The sequence below is a fragment of the Lyngbya aestuarii BL J genome, assembly GCF_000478195.2.
GTDB classification, from domain to species: domain Bacteria; phylum Cyanobacteriota; class Cyanobacteriia; order Cyanobacteriales; family Microcoleaceae; genus Capilliphycus; species Capilliphycus aestuarii.
In genome coordinates this window covers 14,334-30,126 of record NZ_AUZM01000069.1, presented here as the reverse complement: position 1 = coordinate 30,126, position 15,793 = coordinate 14,334, and the positions used below count along the sequence as shown (strand labels likewise).

18 protein-coding genes are annotated in these 15,793 nt (G+C 40.8%); 12 read left to right on the top strand and 6 right to left on the bottom strand.

Features of this window, described 5'->3' with window-relative positions; genetic code table 11:
• On the bottom strand, window positions 1-389 hold a 389-nt coding region (locus tag M595_RS22060; protein ID WP_023068684.1), incomplete at its 3' end, for a photosynthetic reaction center family protein.
• 123 nt (window positions 390-512) lie between these two features.
• Between M595_RS22060 and M595_RS22055 the strand changes: the two genes are divergently transcribed.
• The 5 genes from M595_RS22055 to M595_RS22035 all read left to right on the top strand — a co-directional run bounded on the left by M595_RS22055 (window position 513) and on the right by M595_RS22035 (window position 3,299).
• Entirely contained in the window at window positions 513-1,079 is a 567-nt protein-coding gene (locus M595_RS22055) for a photosystem I assembly protein Ycf4 (RefSeq protein WP_040484504.1), read from the top strand.
• Between the two features lie 8 nt (window positions 1,080-1,087).
• The gene (locus M595_RS22050; RefSeq protein ID WP_040484503.1) at window positions 1,088-1,873 is read left to right on the top strand and encodes a peptidylprolyl isomerase; all 786 of its coding nucleotides are present in this window, start codon (window positions 1,088-1,090) and stop codon (window positions 1,871-1,873) included.
• A gap of 135 nt (window positions 1,874-2,008) precedes the next feature.
• The gene (locus tag M595_RS22045) at window positions 2,009-2,497 is read left to right on the top strand and encodes an HNH endonuclease (protein WP_023068670.1); all 489 of its coding nucleotides are present in this window, start codon (window positions 2,009-2,011) and stop codon (window positions 2,495-2,497) included.
• 16 nt (window positions 2,498-2,513) lie between these two features.
• A complete protein-coding gene (locus tag M595_RS22040; RefSeq protein ID WP_040484502.1) occupies window positions 2,514-2,897 on the top strand; it encodes a hypothetical protein in 384 nt (127 codons plus the stop codon).
• A 6-nt stretch (window positions 2,898-2,903) separates the two neighbouring features.
• The gene (locus M595_RS22035) at window positions 2,904-3,299 is read left to right on the top strand and encodes a hypothetical protein (RefSeq protein ID WP_023068691.1); all 396 of its coding nucleotides are present in this window, start codon (window positions 2,904-2,906) and stop codon (window positions 3,297-3,299) included.
• A gap of 95 nt (window positions 3,300-3,394) precedes the next feature.
• On the opposite strand, the gene M595_RS22030 is transcribed toward M595_RS22035, so the two are convergent.
• Window positions 3,395-5,410: a peroxidase family protein gene (locus M595_RS22030; protein ID WP_023068685.1), complete on the bottom strand. Its 2,016-nt coding sequence runs from the start codon at window positions 5,408-5,410 to the stop codon at window positions 3,395-3,397.
• 391 nt (window positions 5,411-5,801) lie between these two features.
• Between M595_RS22030 and M595_RS22025 the strand changes: the two genes are divergently transcribed.
• From M595_RS22025 to M595_RS22015, 3 genes are all read left to right on the top strand, one after another.
• Window positions 5,802-6,941: a beta-ketoacyl-ACP synthase gene (locus M595_RS22025; RefSeq protein ID WP_023068679.1), complete on the top strand. Its 1,140-nt coding sequence runs from the start codon at window positions 5,802-5,804 to the stop codon at window positions 6,939-6,941.
• Between the two features lie 62 nt (window positions 6,942-7,003).
• Window positions 7,004-7,486, top strand: coding sequence for a hypothetical protein (locus M595_RS22020; RefSeq protein WP_023068676.1), 483 nt, complete (start codon window positions 7,004-7,006; stop codon window positions 7,484-7,486).
• Window positions 7,487-7,787: 301 nt separating this feature from the next.
• The gene (locus tag M595_RS22015) at window positions 7,788-8,216 is read left to right on the top strand and encodes a hypothetical protein (RefSeq protein ID WP_023068681.1); all 429 of its coding nucleotides are present in this window, start codon (window positions 7,788-7,790) and stop codon (window positions 8,214-8,216) included.
• 65 nt (window positions 8,217-8,281) lie between these two features.
• Here the strand turns inward: M595_RS22015 and bchB are convergent, their stop codons facing one another.
• Window positions 8,282-9,808: a ferredoxin:protochlorophyllide reductase (ATP-dependent) subunit B gene (bchB, locus tag M595_RS22010; RefSeq protein ID WP_023068682.1), complete on the bottom strand. Its 1,527-nt coding sequence runs from the start codon at window positions 9,806-9,808 to the stop codon at window positions 8,282-8,284.
• Window positions 9,809-10,163: 355 nt separating this feature from the next.
• Here bchB and M595_RS22005 point away from each other — a divergent pair, with 355 nt between their 5' ends.
• The gene (locus M595_RS22005) at window positions 10,164-10,616 is read left to right on the top strand and encodes a DUF29 family protein (RefSeq protein ID WP_023068686.1); all 453 of its coding nucleotides are present in this window, start codon (window positions 10,164-10,166) and stop codon (window positions 10,614-10,616) included.
• Between the two features lie 25 nt (window positions 10,617-10,641).
• Here the strand turns inward: M595_RS22005 and M595_RS22000 are convergent, their stop codons facing one another.
• Window positions 10,642-11,544, bottom strand: coding sequence for an alpha/beta fold hydrolase (locus M595_RS22000; RefSeq protein WP_375339252.1), 903 nt, complete (start codon window positions 11,542-11,544; stop codon window positions 10,642-10,644).
• A gap of 375 nt (window positions 11,545-11,919) precedes the next feature.
• Here M595_RS22000 and M595_RS21995 point away from each other — a divergent pair, with 375 nt between their 5' ends.
• From M595_RS21995 to M595_RS21985, 3 genes are all read left to right on the top strand, one after another.
• Complete coding sequence (locus tag M595_RS21995) at window positions 11,920-12,225, top strand: Mo-dependent nitrogenase C-terminal domain-containing protein (protein ID WP_009783889.1); 306 nt, start codon at window positions 11,920-11,922, stop codon at window positions 12,223-12,225.
• A 272-nt stretch (window positions 12,226-12,497) separates the two neighbouring features.
• On the top strand, window positions 12,498-12,695 hold the full coding sequence (locus M595_RS21990) for a heavy-metal-associated domain-containing protein (protein ID WP_040484505.1): 198 nt from the start codon (window positions 12,498-12,500) through the stop codon (window positions 12,693-12,695).
• Between the two features lie 53 nt (window positions 12,696-12,748).
• Entirely contained in the window at window positions 12,749-13,783 is a 1,035-nt protein-coding gene (locus tag M595_RS21985; RefSeq protein WP_023068672.1) for a cysteine hydrolase family protein, read from the top strand.
• 33 nt (window positions 13,784-13,816) lie between these two features.
• Here M595_RS21985 and M595_RS21980 read toward each other — a convergent pair whose 3' ends face one another.
• Both M595_RS21980 and ribD read right to left on the bottom strand, forming a co-directional pair.
• The gene (locus tag M595_RS21980; protein WP_023068689.1) at window positions 13,817-14,491 is read right to left on the bottom strand and encodes a hypothetical protein; all 675 of its coding nucleotides are present in this window, start codon (window positions 14,489-14,491) and stop codon (window positions 13,817-13,819) included.
• Between the two features lie 93 nt (window positions 14,492-14,584).
• Window positions 14,585-15,691 (bottom strand): bifunctional diaminohydroxyphosphoribosylaminopyrimidine deaminase/5-amino-6-(5-phosphoribosylamino)uracil reductase RibD, encoded by a 1,107-nt coding sequence (ribD, locus tag M595_RS21975; protein ID WP_040484501.1) that lies wholly within the window; start codon window positions 15,689-15,691, stop codon window positions 14,585-14,587.
• Window positions 15,692-15,793: the final 102 nt, after the last annotated feature.

Sequence of the window (15,793 nt, the reverse complement as noted above, 5' to 3'; positions counted from 1 at the left end):
AGCTGACGTAGGCAGAAGCCAATCAGCGCAAACGCACCGTGTAGGGCGGTGAAAGCCCACAAGCCACCGAGTTGACACCAGCGAGCGAAGTCCCACTGAGCTTCGGGTCCCCACAGGAACAGCAGGGAATGTCCCAGACTGTTAGCGGGGGTACTGACAGCGGCCGTTAAGAAGTTGCAGCCCTCTAGGTAGGAGCTTGCTAAACCGTGGGTGTACCAAGAGGTGACAAAGGTGGTTCCGGTTAACCATGCACCTAAAGCCAGATAGGCACAGGGGAACAGTAGGATACCCGACCAACCCACAAATACAAAGCGATCGCGTTTCAGCCAGTCATCGAGGACATCAAACCATCCTCTCTGTAACTGAGGGCGTTCGACTGCTATAGTCATTTGAGAACGATCCTTAGTTGATTTACTAAAAGACTATGCTTTCTAAGCAAGTTAACATAACTATATATTACAGTTAACAATATTTGCAAAGATATTCAAGTCTCAAGATTTAAGATTTTTTTTATGAGCATACAAACCACAACCACAACTGACCGCATCATACACAAGACCATTTTAGGCTCCCGTCGCACCAGTAACTACTTCTGGGCAAGCGTTATCGCCATGGGAGGCACCGGTTTCTTACTGTCTGGAATCTCTAGCTATACCCAGATTAATTTACTCCCCTTTGCAGATCCGACCCAACTCATATTTTTACCCCAGGGCTTAGTTATGGGGCTTTATGGTTCTGCTGCCCTATTATTGGCTTTGTACCTCTGGCTGGTTATCCTTTGGGATGTGGGCGGTGGCTACAATGAATTTAGCAAGGAAACAGGCAAGATTCAGATTTTTCGGTGGGGCTTTCCGGGGAAAAACCGCCAAGTTGAGTTCACTTGTCAAACCGAAGATGTACAATCAGTGCGAGTAGACATTCAAGAAGGATTTAATCCTCGACGCGCTCTGTACCTTAGACTGAAGGATAGACGAGAAATCCCTCTAACTCGTGTGGGTCAACCGATGCCCTTATCTGAGTTGGAAAATCAAGGTGCTGAACTCGCTAAGTTTTTGCAAGTGCCGTTGGAAGGATTATAGGATTCAGCATGAAGCGATTGAATATTCGACAGGGGTTACTGTCTATACTGTTAGCGGGTGCGCTGATGGTCGCCGGATGTAACGGAACGGCAACGGAGTCAAACCCTTCCAATAATGTAAATGCAGTGGGTGATTCTCCTTCGGAGACGCTTGGCGAACAAGCAATTTCACCTGTGGCTCAAGCTCAAAATTCATCAATGAGTAATCTACCTAAATTAGAAGGCAAAGCAACAGTTGTGATGACGGTCAACGGATCGCCGATTACGATTGAAGTAGACGGAACGGCGGCTCCCGTAACCGCAGGGAATTTTGTGGATTTGGTTAACCAAGGGGTTTACGATGGGGTCGCATTTCACCGAGTTGTACGTGAACCTCAACCCTTTGTGGTTCAAGGCGGTGATCCCCAAAGTAAAGATCCCAAAGTGCCGATGGCTCGTTTGGGTACCGGTGGGTTTATTGATCCGACAACTTCCCAAGAACGCTACGTCCCTTTAGAAATTCAACCAGAAGGCTCTGATATGCCCGTCTACAGCCAAACTTTTGATGAAGCTAAGATTAAAGCTCAACCGAAGTTGAAGCACTCTAGAGGCGCAGTCGCGATGGCTCGTTCTCGTTTACCCGATTCCGCATCTTCTCAGTTTTATTTTGCTCTAGCCGACCTACCTTTCCTCGACGGCAGTTATGCTGTTTTTGGTTATGTGACTGAGGGAATGGATGTGATCGACGATATTCAACAAGGCGATCGCATTGAATCAGCTAAAGTTGTGTCTGGATTAGACAATCTTAAAAATTAATTAAGATTTCCAAGATGGGTTTGGGGGCAAGTTAGATAATTTGTCCCCTTTTGGGTTACTTACGTCAAATGAAAGGAAAAGGCTATAAGACCAGGGACTAGAGAGGAAAAGACTATAAGCAGGGGAGTTAAATAGTTGAGCAATAATGAGCAGTTATCGAAGCTGTATCAAAAGCTGCACGAGCAGAATGTTCAAGACCGCCGTGATCGCGAAGCTTGGGAGAAAGTTAATCGGGAGGTCAAGGAAGTTCTAGCAGAAGCTAGAAACGTCACAAACTTCCGTAAATCCTTTAATCGGTGGATTCGGACTAAGGAAGGTCAAACTGTTAAGAAAAAGCTTTTCATTTCTCAGCAAGAAAAATGTGCTTACTGCAAAGCCCCTCTTGAACTACAAGAAGAGTCGGGCTTATCTGTTGACCATTCAGAGGTACATCATTTAGCACCATTGGCACTTTTACAGAGATATGCTGAAGCTAATCTAGATGATGTCAAGTTAGAGACTTTAATGGATTTTGTGATATCCCCTAAGTACCTTTGGCTAGTTCATCCCAAATGTAATAAGAAACTGGGAGAACAGATTGCTGATTTACCTGAGTTACAGTTTTTGAGAGATTTATTGTCATAGGAGAATAAGTTAAGAAATGACTGATAAAGAAAGATGGATTAGAGAAGTAGCTCAAGAAATAGGATGCACAATAACCTCTGTAAGACAAGCTGTCAAAAATATAGGAGCAGAAATTAAATCTAAGTATGATGTTGTACTCTGCTATGCACAGTGGTCGGTTCCAAAACTCAAGGATATAGACAAACAGGAAGCAGCTTATAAGAGGAGGATTAATTATTTAGAACAGCTACTCCGTGATGTTACATCTTCTACAGACAAGATGAAAGACGAGTATAATGAACAAATGCAGAGAAAAAATCAATTGCTTGATACGCAAAATGAAATAATTGCTGACAGAGATAGAAAAATAGCAGAGATGCAGGAATTACTTAGAGGATTTCCTAAAGCTAGTGGGGAATAACGAATTATGGATAAAGTACCTTTTTTTGTCACTCAAGATGATTTTAGGAATCATGGATTGTCTGACTATTTAGTTAGACAAATTGTGAAAGGGCTAGATTTTGTCAGAAAAAAAAATGGTCTTAGGCTTTATTCTACACTAGATGTAGTTGCAGCAATAGAGAATAAGCTTGCTCAACCCAAAACTCGCAACATAACCCACGAGAAGCTCCAACCTGTGCTTGCAAAGTTAAAAGGGGAATCAAATGTGATTAAAGTAGATTTTCTACAGAATCTATCCCTGGAAGAACGAGTGAAAGTTCTTCAATCTCGCATAGAAGCTGCTGATCAAGATCTGGAAAACACTGTGTTGAAAGAATACGAAGAAGTTCGACGAAAAATTCAGGAAGCTCTATCGAATTAAAATTAGCTTGAGGAACACTTTAGATAAGCAGGAAGAAGCTTCTTTTCAAGTAGAAAGAGTAACCTGGCATTTATGCTACTCCTTCCTCAAATCCCTTACACTAAGAAAGCGTTATTTTGTATATTCGTAATCCCTGAATTGGCAACAATCACATCAGAAAGGGTTGTTTCGGCGACATCAGGAGCAAGCACCGATAAAAATTGATCGTTCTCGTAGTAGAAGCGATCGCCGTCCCGCGAGCGAGTAAATTGATCCGCTAAAATCGCTTGAAACGTTTCCCCGACCAACGCGCCATCGACGTGATCTTCGGCCAGTCCTCCGACCCACAAATCAATATCATCGATATCGGTATAAGCACTCTGCAACTGCGCTTGTACCGTCGGATCGGAACTGATCTCGCCAAAATTGGTAATCGGATCGAGATCCAATGCCTCGCGAACCTCGTTGTAACTGGGTAAACCGTGTTCGCGTCCCCGTTGAATATTTAGCGAAACTAAATCCGATCCCCCAGATCCGGGTGCGCCAAAGAGAAAATTTCGCACATCATCAATCACCTGAGTATCAATCTCTTGCGCTCTCCCCGAAGCCAATCCCGAAAATATAGAATCAACCCCATCTTCGATCGCAATATTTGGATCAAAAAATCCCTCTCGCAAACTAATACTATCTTCGGGGGTTCCATCGGCGTCTATACGCAGTAGTTCTGAAGATAGCATGGTATGTCCGACCCGAAAAGCGGCAGTCGAGAATTCATTGCTAATTCCGCTATCAACCGTCGGATCGTAGCCATCGTACTCCTCTAAAGCATCAGAACCGACCAACAGGGGTACAAATTCATTGTAGGTAATCGCTTGAATTTCCGCACCCACAATGCGACGAGCAGACTCATAAATAAAATCATCCCGACTCAATCCCGATTCTGCAAATAAATCCAGTAATTCTGCATCTCCATTATCCAACCTAGTCCCAATTTCATCCGCGAGTCTATTGTGTTCACGAACAAATAATGTATGAGTCGCCGTTAACCCCACCTGTTCGTTAGCGCGAACATCTCCCGCCACGAATATAGAATTATTGGGAATATTAAACGGATTATCATTTTCCAACCCGTCAGTATTAAAAGGAAGCAAAACTTCCCCGTTATCGCCAACGCTCGTTTTCAGCTTTCCGGTACCATCGTTGGTGCGTAACGCTTCCGCCCGTTCCTCATCGGAACCATAAACATGAGAGCCATCAATATAGGCGGTAATTTCATTGATTTGCTCTCTGGGATTAGTTACCGAACTTCCCGTCGAGGGGTCAAAAATTGATCGGGTCAAAGGAATTATTTGAGTTCCCGTATTAAAAGGATCGAATTCGGGATCGCCTTGAGGAACGGGAATATTAAAAGATTCGCCGGAAATTGGCGGAGTTAAATCCAAATCGTGATCGATAAACTGTCCCCATTGCCAAAACCAATCGCTGATGCCAACTTCACTGGGAATGGACTCGGATTGATCGAAAATTGTATTGCTAATATCCCTCGGATTCGCCAGCGAAGAGGGATTATCGCCGCCTCGGGGTTCGGAAATTCCATCATTATAAGCCGATCCGCTCAAACGAATTAATTGCGACTCTGGAGTTCCCCAATCTGGATTTTCGAGATTATTATTAGAACCATCAAAGGAACGAAATTCAACCGTATCATCCCAAACCAGATCGTAAGAATTCCCCGGCTTCCCGATAGACCTGACTTCGACATAATGTATACCCGAAGTTACGGAGTTTAAGTTAATGCTTTCGTTGTCAGTTTGAGAAGTCGAACTCGCAATTCGATCGCCATCAGCGTTATTGAGGAAAAGGTCAATATCTCCATCTGCGTGATTAAATTCTAATTCAACCGATAAACTCGTTGCACCTGGGCTAACTTGTATTTCATACCAGTCAGGATTTTTAGCAATCGCAAGTCCTTGAATTTCACTCAAAGGGGTTTGTTCAAGACTCGTTAAATCATAGGCTTGTCTGCGAGAATTATTATTTTCATAGACATCATCATTACCGGAACCCTTAGAAGAACCGTTGCCATTTCCATTTCCATTTCCATTTCCATTTCCATTTCCATTGTTTTGCATCTGCTTCTCCTCTTGGATTTATAACTTGATCTGTGGCTTGATCTAACATATGTATAGACAAGAGGAAGATATGCAAAAATTGGGAGTTGATCTTAAAATCAGGTGACTGAAGGAAAATAAAAAAACGCTCAATCATCCGTTATATAAGACTTTAGTCAATCGAGATTCATCAAAAAAACTTTGTAACAATTTGTCAACCGCTTCTCTCGCAAATAGACTGAGGGATCAATCTCAACAAGCGTTAACAGAAGTTAATAAAGGCTCCGCTATATTGAAAATAAAATCAACAATTTAGCCCCTTAAGTCGATATAATAATAACCAAGTTAAAATAAAATAATTTTGACTGGAACAGTTAGCCTATCATCAATTTTAGGAAATATTTAACTCAGCGTGAACGAGCAAGTTGTAGTTACAGGTATTGGTGTCAAGTCGGCTTTGGGAACACTCCAGACTAGCTGGAAAAAACTTCTCTTAGGTCAATCTGGAATTAAAACCTATCAACCTTTTCCTGAACTAAAATCTAGACCTTTAGCATTAATTAACCCCAAACCCTCTCATCTCACCGAATTAACTCAAGCAATATTAATAGATACGCTAAAAGATGCGAATTTAACGCCTCCTTTACCTGATTGTGGAGTTGTGATTGGTTCGAGTCGAGGATATCAAGCTCAATGGGAAGAATTTGCAACTCAACAATATACTCAACAACAATCTATTATTAATCCCGTTCCTATTCCTCATTTTTTACATCATATGATAGCGATTAATACCGCTCATTATATCAGTTCAAACGGGCCAGTATTAGCACCAATGGCGGCTTGTGCAACGGGTTTATGGACAATTGCTCAAGCTTATGAGTTAATAGCAATGGGATACTGTGAACAAGTGATTGTCGGTGCAGTAGAAACCCCAATTACTCCGCTAACTTTAGCAGGTTTTGAGAAAATGGGTGCTTTAGGTTTAACGGGTGCTTATCCTTTTGATCGACAGCGAGAAGGGTTTATTTTAGGCGAAGGAGGTGCTATATTTGTATTAGAATCAATAGAGTCAGCAAAACGTCGTTCTGCTCGAATTTATGGTCAAGTTTTAGGGTTTGGATTAACGTCTGATGCGAGTTCCAGTAATCGACCGAATTTAGATGGTAAAAGTGCGATAACTGCGATTAAAAATTGTTTGAGTCGGAGTAATTTATTACCTCAAGATATTGATTATATTCACGCTCACGGCACCGCTACTCAACTCAATGATCAACATGAAGCCAACTTAATTGATCAAATCTTTCAAAATGATATTGCAGTGAGTTCAACCAAAGGCGCTACAGGTCACACGTTAGGCGCATCAGGAACGTTAGGAATGGCGTTTTGTTTGATGGCGTTACAAGACCAAATATTACCGCCTTGTGTGGGATTAAAAGAACCAGAATTTGAGATTAATTTAGTCAGAGAAGCAAAAACAGCTAAAATACAAAATGTGTTGTGTTTGAGTTTTGGCTTTGGAGGACAAAATGGGGCGATCGCATTAGGAAAATAAACAATTTTAAGAGATATTGTCTAGAGTTCATTGTAAAATAGATCAGAATTTTTATAAAACCGATGGAAAACAAGATTAACACCACTTCTCAATTGACGTTCTTAGAACGCATAGAATCTTTAAAAGCGGGAATACTTTCCGGGAGTATAGCGTTTCTTACATTTAGTCTATTAATCGGTTTTAATATTTTAATTCTTGCTAATCAGTTTGAGGTAATTGAGGAAATACAAATCTCTTTTGATATTCGCTTAATTATTCGAGGTGCAATTGCATTTATTAGTGGTTTTTTGTTTGGGGTAACTTATCGTTATGTTGTGCGATCTGATCATAATCCTCACCTGAATTCAGGAGCGGTTTTAGCCTTTGGGTTGGTGCGAGGTTTGGGTGAACTTGATGGGGGACTCAATACATCAGAAAATGGGTGGTTTTTTGTGGTTGTTGTCGCCGAAAGTATTTTGTTATTTGCTGCGGCTAGAATTGTGTTGGATCTCGCTTTAAAACAGGGTTGGCTAAAAACCTTTAATTCTAACTCAAATTGGGGATAATTATTTTCCTCGCTTGTAGTCGTTGCTCTAGCCCTCTTAATTAAGCGCTAAAGCGCAACAACGAACTGAGGGCTTCATATTCGTTTAGAACACTTAACTGTAGAGTAACAATGACCACGACGAGCAATATGTGCGTATAGTCTGAACTGATCACAGATCCGGTTATCCTAAAATCCTTTTATAGCAAGGGCTTTGAGTTTTTTGTTGACAAATTACGAGCAGTAGCTTATAGTAATAGTGATTAGCTGAATATTATAGTTAATCATTTTATTTTATTATTTTAATTTATTATTTTAGTGTAATGTTTAATTCTAACTATAATCCAAAAGAATCCCAAATGCTTGAAATTATTCAAGCATTACACTGCTTGCAAAAAGCGGAAAATCATCTACTGAAACTGAAAGCTTTACTGCAAGCTGAGGAAGACTCAAGTGAGATAGAGGCGAATTCTGTACCTCAAATCATTGGGGAAGCGTTAAAAACTCAGCAAGCTAAATCTAAAAAAAATGCTGAATTTTGTGAAAATCGGAAAAAAGCATTAATTCTTGCTCAGATTGAGAAAGCGGGGATTGAACTGACTCCGGGTTTGAAATCTCTGATTAAAAACTCGGATTGTCAAAATTTACAGAATGCCCTGGAAATTTACGAAACGGTTTACAGTAATCGTCAAGTTTACAATTCAGCAGGGTTGTTTTACACGATTCTGAACAATGAAAATCAGGGTAGGTAGTGCAATCTTTGAATAGGTTGTTCTAAATTGAGAACGGGTGGGCGGATAAACCCACCCCAACAAAATTAAGCCCCAACCGCTTCTTTTGCGGCGTACATCACCTCTAACGTAATCTCAGATAAACCCCGTTCACGGGCGAATTTTTCGGTATTTCGCTTCACTTTTCCGCGAACAAACCCCGGAACTTTGTTTAATTCCGCTTTGGCATCTTTCGCCCAATTCAAATCGGATTCCGCCGAAATACCCTTGTGAATCACTTCTTTAGTATCGTGTCCGCCAAAGATTTCTAACAGGTGATCTTCCATTCCCAACGTAAAGGAATTGTACACCAAATCAACCACCTGGTTCGCGCCTTCGTATCCCACAAACGGACGATAACCAACGGGGAAGTTTTGAATATGAATTGGCGCCGCAATTACTCCACAAGGAATGTTTAAACGCTTCCCAACATGACGTTCCATTTGAGTTCCAAAAATTGCCGAAGGTTCCAACCGGGCGATCGCATCTCCGATCTCACCATTATCCTCGCTAATCAGAATTTCATCGCAATATTCACCCACTTGTTCTCTGAACCATTCCGCGTCATATTTACAGTAGGTTCCGGCTAATACCACCTTAATTCCCATTTCTCGCGCTAGAATTTTAGTTAAAGCTGCGGCGTGAGTATTATCCCCAAATACAACGGCTTTTTTACCCGTTAAATTCTGACAGTCAATGGAACGAGAAAACCAAGCCGCCTGAGAAACAAACCGAGTTTGATTGTCAATATAGTCTTCATAATTTACATTCGCCCCCTGTTCATTTAATACCTTTTGAATCATCCGAATACAACGGGCTGTTTCTACAATTCCCATCGGTGTAATATCAATATAAGGCATGGCGAATTGTTCTTGTAAATATTTCGCCGCCATCACACCGACTTCCCGGTAAGGCACCAAATTAAACCAAGCCCGAGGTAAGTTTTTCAGGTTATGAACAGAAGCCCCTTCTGGGATAACTTCATTCACTTCAATTCCTAAATCTGCCATTAACCGTTTTAACTCGGTACAGTCGTGGTTATTGTGAAAACCGAGGGTGGTCATTCCAAAAATATTAACTGAAGGTTTTTCGGTTTTTCCTTCAGGAATTTCGCCTTTTTTCTGGGCTTTTTTGAGATAATATTCAACGATTTGATGTAACGTGCGATCGGCAGCTTGTAGTTCATTAGCGCGATAATGATTGACATCCGCGAGCATTACATCGCCTTTAGAATCAATTTGAGCGCGTTCTACAAAATTGTTTAAATCTTCTTGTAAAATACTAGAAGTACAAGTCGGAGTCAAAACAATTAAATCTGGTTTTTCTTCTTTATCCTTGCGAATAATATTATCAACGACTTTTTCTTGAGAACCCCGTGCTAAAACGTTGCGATCAACAACACTCGTCGTTACTGGGGTATAGTTCCGTTCTCGTTCAAGCATCGAACGCATGACGTTAAAATAGTCATCTCCGAGAGGCGCGTGCATAATAGCATGAACATTTTTAAAAGAACTGGCAATGCGAAGAGTACCAATGTGAGCGGGGCCTGCATACATCCAGTAAGCCAATTTCATAAAATTTTTCTCCGTGTTTGTGTGATTTGAGAATAGCCTGTTGTGATTTTCTCAAATATTCTGCTCATTAAAGTCGAGAATCATAAAACTTTAAATTTCCCCTTTGATGACAGGTTGATTTGTACTCACCGATTCAGTGTGCCACTAAAGCAATCCTTTTATTGTTTAATGACAAAAATCTTAATCTTCGACTCAATTCTGTAAACTTAAGTATCATAATCGATACAAAACGAAAAATAAGCTAAAAATTTTAAAATTTCGGGAGTTTCGTAGAAACTATAATTTTTTATGTCATCTCAAGATCAAGTTTTCTAATTTGTTATTCTAGAAATTACATATTTCTTAAAAATTAATCATGAAAACTAAAACCGATTGGGATAATTTAGCGGCTGCTTCTGAATATCAGACGGCGATTGAAATTCAAAAACGATTACAGGAGGAAAAGTTGATGGAAGCAGACGTTGGTTTAGGGGTTTTGATTGAATCTATGGGAAAATCCAAGAAATTAGCATTAAAAAGCCAACTGATTCGATTAATGAGCTATGTGATTAAATGGAAATGTAAACCCCAACGCCGTTCACCAACTTGGGCGGTGACTATTTTATCTACTCGTAATGAAATTGAAGATATTCAAGAAGAAATTCCCAGTTTAAATCGAGACTATATAGAATTTATTTGGGAGCAATGCTTTCATAAAGCCGCAAAACAAGCTGAAGTTGAAATTGGGAAAAAATGTGGTTTAGATTCACTCTCTTGGGAAGAAGTGTTTGAACGTGAGTACAGTTTATTTTACCTGTATGAGAATTGATTGCGAACTGAGTTCATTATTCATACTAATTGTTTGACGATGAACGCTCTGATGTTAAAATCCAATTTAATAAAATCGGATTTACTAATTCTGGGGCTTCATCTTGCGGACAATGACCGACTCCTTCTAAGGGAATAAATTCTTTTACCGCGTCAAACTTTCCATATTCACGACCGAGTTCTATCGGTTCCCACGGATCATCCGTTCCCCATAACATAATCGCTGGACAGGGTAAAATCGGCAATAAATCTTCAGGTAAAGGCCCTTGAGAATAGCTCGTAAACGCTACAAAGACATCTACTGCGCCTTGATCCTGTGCTGGAACTAATAACATTTCTACCAATTCATCTGTTACCGCCTCGGGTCGTTTGTAGGCTTGTAATAGAATTCTTTTGACTGTTCGAGGAGTCGCTAACTGTTTAAAAAATAACTGACTTACCCATTTTAGACCCAGAACTTTTTGAGCAATACCCGCCCCAAAACTCCGATACCAGGGAATTTCTGATCGTTTACGTTCATGGAGAAGTCGGAGTGAACAGTTGAGTAAAGCGACTTCTATCACAAGTTCAGGATAATCAACCGCAGCCTGCATCACCGCAATACAACCAATCGAATTTCCGACTAAAAAAGCCGGAGTTCCAACCACTTCTCGACAAAAATCAGCAATTTGTTCAGCCCAAATTTCAAAGGTATAAGAGAGTTCTGGAGTCGGAATGGGTTTTGCTGAACCGCCAAACCCCAGCAAATCGATCGCAAAAACACGACAACTCGCCGCCAGTTCGGGGATATTTTTACGCCAATGTCCCCACGAAGCACCGAAGCCATGCACCAAAATTACCGCAGGGCCAGTGCTTCCTTCCGTGTAGTAACAAATCGGAAAGCCTTTCCACGTCCAAGTTTGCGGTTGAGACAACGTTGAGAGCATCATCAGGACTTAATTGCAGACAAAGGGACAAATAGTAAACCTTCTTTATTATTCCACAAAATTATTCCACAGATTGCTTTGATCAGGTTTGCTTATCATAATTGTGAGTATAAATAAGACTAAATCTATTGATTAGGTTTCATTAATTCACGGATATCTGAACCCAAAATTGATGATCTTAAAGTGCAGAATTCACAAAAACATAAGCATAACTCATCTGACACCTTTGCTTAACCCTAACTGATTTACAAAACTTTTACAATAGTTAGAAAATTTTTGTCGATTGCTTTACCCATTTCTCGATAAATGTTTGTATATTAGTAAATAGAGAACAGAAAAAAGCAAAGTTGAGTTCATTTTAAACAGTTAGAGATAGCCATGAATAACACAGCCATCAACAACACAGCCTACAATAATACAACGGTTAATCATCAAGTTACACGTTTGTTGAATCCTCTGCGTCAATGGCTTGACAGCTTAGAAATTCAAAATCAAAAATTAGCTTTACTTCTCTATAAAGCAATTCCTGCTCAATGTCCGTTTGAACGAGAATTCAAAATTGCAGGTCGGACTTTTCTGAAAATTCCGCCGTTATGCAAACTCAATCCTCTTTACGATCAAGTTGTGGGTTTGCGGTTTCGGGCGATGTGTTATTTAGTCGATGAATGTGGAATGAGCATCTAAGTTTTGCTCTGGAAACCGTGAGATCAATTCTGATTCCATCGATTGAGTTAGATTGAGAACAAAAACAAAGATTAGAAAGTTGAATAGACGCGATTAGGGAAGTTTAATTCGGAGTGGATCATCAATTTCACTATTATACTTAAGGTGAGTCAAGATTTAGAGGCGATAAAAATCAGCTTCATTACCCTTTTTTACTTTTTTGTCTAACGACAGATGGCAGCGAGCGCAAATTCTGCTATTTTAAGAAGGATGTTGAGTTCATGCTTGAAATTATGTCATTAGAACTTAAAGTCCCGAGTATGGTTTGTAATGGCTGTGTAGACACTGTTACCAAAGCGATCAAAGGTTTAGATTCAGACGCAAAAGTGGAAATTGATTTGTCCACGAAAATGGTCAAGGTGGATGGGAAACCCACGGACGACTCTATTAAAGAAGCAATTACCTCAGCGGGTCATACGGTAGAAAGTTAAATTGTCTCTAACCGCGACATAGGTTGACAACGTGCTGATTTTTCTGAAAACCGATGACATCATCCACTCCCCCCCAACTTCCGATCCCTTCCCATTTTGATGCAAACAAGGTTGGGGAGGTTTGGCGTGTCCCCTACCAACAACGGGCTTCAGAGGCTCAAAACTGGGCTAAACAGCATCAAATTCAACCCGCAGCGACCGATGAAATGCAGGTCTGTTTGCTGTTAATTGATGTACAAAATACTTTTTGTCTTCCCGATTTTGAATTATTTGTTGGCGGAAAATCGGGTCAAGCCGCAGTCGAAGATAATACCCGTTTATGTGAGTTTATTTATCGCAATTTAGGAAAGATTAGCAAAATTGTCGCCACCCTCGATACTCACAGCGCAATGCAGATTTTTCACCCGATTTTTTGGGTCAATGAAAAAGGAGAACATCCTCAACCTGCGGTGACATTAATTCAGTTTGAAGAAGTCAAAAATGGTGTTTGGAAAGTGAATCCGGCAATTGCGGACAGTTTAGCAGACGGAGATTATCAAACCCTAGAAAAACACGCCCTTCACTATACCCAACAATTGAGTGATGGCGGTCGATTTCCCCTCACGGTTTGGCCTTATCATTCGATGTTAGGGGGGATTGGTCATGCGTTAGTTTCCGCAGTCGAAGAAGCGGTTTTTTTTCATACCGTTTCCCGCCAAAGTCAAGTTGATTTTGAACTCAAAGGTGATCATCCTCTAACCGAGAATTATTCAGTCTTTAAACCCGAAGTTTTAGATACCTTTGGAGGTCGTTCTATTGCTCAGAAAAATGATCGTTTAATCCAAAATATATTAGACTTTGATCGGGTGATTGTCGCCGGACAAGCCCAAAGTCATTGTGTGGCGTGGACAGTAGAAGATTTACTAACAGAAATACAACAACGAGATCCCAATCTCGCCCAGAAAATTTATCTGTTAGAAGATTGTACCTCGCCTGTCGTTGTACCGGGAATTGTTGATTATACCGAACAAGCCAAAACTGCTTTTAAACGGTTTGCAGAAGCGGGAATGAATCGAGTTAAATCAACAGAAATATCATCATGGTGGTGATTAATTTCACCGAGAGTTTAAAGATCAAAACTTCTAGATTCCCTGCGGTTCAGTCTCCAATTGCTCAGGAATTTCTTCCGGTAGCTGTTCCTCTTTTTGGACTTCAGGTTCAACCTCTGGAGGTGAATTTAAAAGCGGAATTCGAGGTAAACTATTCGGGAGATTATTCAACGTTGCAGAAACCAAAGCATAGCCCAAATAAGCAGGTAAAACAATAGCCGTTAAAAAAGCGATCGCCGCTAACCAAGAGGTAAAATCAAGAGAAGATCCATAATGAGTTCGATAAGGATCAAACCGAGGTAATTCGTCACTATTTTGATCATGATCGTGATCGCGTAAATTTGTAGGACGTTTAAAACGAACTCTGCGATCATCCAATTTTTCCAACATCATCCAACCCACTTCTGCTTCTTCTTCACACAGTTTATGAAAAATAGCCGGATTACGAAATAAGTCACGATTGGCTCGTACTATTTTATATTCACATTCTGCTAAAGCAGGATCATCAATCTGGTTTTGATCAGAATGACCGTTAGGTTGCAACGGTTTGGATGCTTTTGTATTAGCGGATTCGTAAGGTGTCAAGGTTTCCTCCTCCTCAATTTGTTGCTTTAACGTTTTTTGTTCCGAGTAGATCCAACTGCTCATTAAAACGGCTTGAAAACCCAAACTACTCACCAGTAAGCTCAGAAATAAAACTTCGATCATAGGATTGGATTGTTAATCATCATTTTTGTTTCTGAGTCAAAAAGGAATGATTGATAACATTAATTTCTATTCATTATCTGAATCAAAAGGGGATCAGAGATAACCTTCAATTAAATAATCTGAGCCGATAGAATAGAGGCGAACTCGTTCTAAAGTGAGGGCTTGATTCATCTGAGTTAAACCCAAATCTCCCACTGGAGAGGGAGCCGTTTTTCCTCCAATTATCTTAGGCGCAATAAACGCCCAAATTTTTTGAATTGCCCCCTCTGCGATCGCGCTCGCGGCGAGTGTCCCTCCACATTCCCACAACACGCTTAAAAATTGACGTTCATATAAATGAGTCATCACAGTTTTCGGCGTTAAAGGAGATAGAACAACCACTTCAACTCCTTTTTTCTGTAACTGTTCTTGACAATCGGGATCAGCATCCTTTGTTGTGAAAACTAAAGTGTTTGCTTCTTTAATATCCCATAAATTCGCTTCTAGAGGGAGATCCAACTTGCGACTCATCACCACTCGTAGAGGGTTGGGTTTACCCTGATTATGAGTGGTTAAATGAGGATTATCTCGGCGCACCGTATTTCCGCCCACAATCACCGCATCACAAGCCACCCGTAATTGATGAACCTGTTGTCGTGCCGTGGGACTGGTAATCCAAGCACTATGACCTGTTGTAGTGGCAATTTTGCCATCAAGAGTCATCGCATACTTGAAAATACCCAGGGGTTGATGGTGCAGAATACGATGAATAAATCCTTCATTTAACTGTTGACAAGCCTCCTGTTCTACACCCACAATCACCTCAATTCCAGCTTGTTTTAATCGTTCAACTCCCTGACCTGCAACTAAAGGATTGGGATCAATCATTCCCACCACAACTTTAGCCACCTTCGCCTTTATTAAAGCTTCAGTACAGGGAGGTGTTCTTCCGTAATGATTGCAAGGTTCGAGGTTTACATAAACTGTCGCGCCTTTCGCCTGTTCTCCGGCGTCTCGCAATGCAAACACTTCAGCATGAGGTTGACCTGCTCCCGGATGAAATCCCTCTCCGACAATATTATAATCATCTTGAACAACAACAGACCCCACTAATGGATTGGGTGCCGTTTTTCCTAACGCCTGACGCGCCAATTCCAGACACCGAAGCATCATCTGGCGATCAAATTCTGGGGGTATCGGGGAAGCGTTCAAGGGGGTCATCGGTTCGTTTACAAGAATTTTTAATTAGAGTGTAGCGAATTCCTCGTCAAAATCGTCTATAACTTTAGTAAGTCACTTAATTTACTTTTTCCACGGCCATCG

What these genes read in the sequence shown, in the direction of transcription:
- M595_RS22055 (WP_040484504.1), top strand. Translation starts at nt 513, where the DNA reads ATGAGCATACAAACCACAACCACAACTGACCGCATCATACACAAGACC.
- M595_RS22050 (WP_040484503.1), top strand. Translation starts at nt 1,088, where the DNA reads ATGAAGCGATTGAATATTCGACAGGGGTTACTGTCTATACTGTTAGCG.
- M595_RS22040 (WP_040484502.1), top strand. Translation starts at nt 2,514, where the DNA reads ATGACTGATAAAGAAAGATGGATTAGAGAAGTAGCTCAAGAAATAGGA.
- M595_RS22035 (WP_023068691.1), top strand. Translation starts at nt 2,904, where the DNA reads ATGGATAAAGTACCTTTTTTTGTCACTCAAGATGATTTTAGGAATCAT.
- M595_RS22030 (WP_023068685.1), bottom strand. Translation starts at nt 5,410, where the DNA reads ATGCAAAACAATGGAAATGGAAATGGAAATGGAAATGGAAATGGAAAT.
- M595_RS22020 (WP_023068676.1), top strand. Translation starts at nt 7,004, where the DNA reads ATGGAAAACAAGATTAACACCACTTCTCAATTGACGTTCTTAGAACGC.
- M595_RS22015 (WP_023068681.1), top strand. Translation starts at nt 7,788, where the DNA reads ATGTTTAATTCTAACTATAATCCAAAAGAATCCCAAATGCTTGAAATT.
- bchB (WP_023068682.1), bottom strand. Translation starts at nt 9,808, where the DNA reads ATGAAATTGGCTTACTGGATGTATGCAGGCCCCGCTCACATTGGTACT.
- M595_RS22005 (WP_023068686.1), top strand. Translation starts at nt 10,164, where the DNA reads ATGAAAACTAAAACCGATTGGGATAATTTAGCGGCTGCTTCTGAATAT.
- M595_RS22000 (WP_375339252.1), bottom strand. Translation starts at nt 11,544, where the DNA reads ATGATGCTCTCAACGTTGTCTCAACCGCAAACTTGGACGTGGAAAGGC.
- M595_RS21995 (WP_009783889.1), top strand. Translation starts at nt 11,920, where the DNA reads ATGAATAACACAGCCATCAACAACACAGCCTACAATAATACAACGGTT.
- M595_RS21990 (WP_040484505.1), top strand. Translation starts at nt 12,498, where the DNA reads ATGTCATTAGAACTTAAAGTCCCGAGTATGGTTTGTAATGGCTGTGTA.
- M595_RS21985 (WP_023068672.1), top strand. Translation starts at nt 12,749, where the DNA reads ATGACATCATCCACTCCCCCCCAACTTCCGATCCCTTCCCATTTTGAT.
- M595_RS21980 (WP_023068689.1), bottom strand. Translation starts at nt 14,491, where the DNA reads ATGATCGAAGTTTTATTTCTGAGCTTACTGGTGAGTAGTTTGGGTTTT.
- ribD (WP_040484501.1), bottom strand. Translation starts at nt 15,691, where the DNA reads ATGACCCCCTTGAACGCTTCCCCGATACCCCCAGAATTTGATCGCCAG.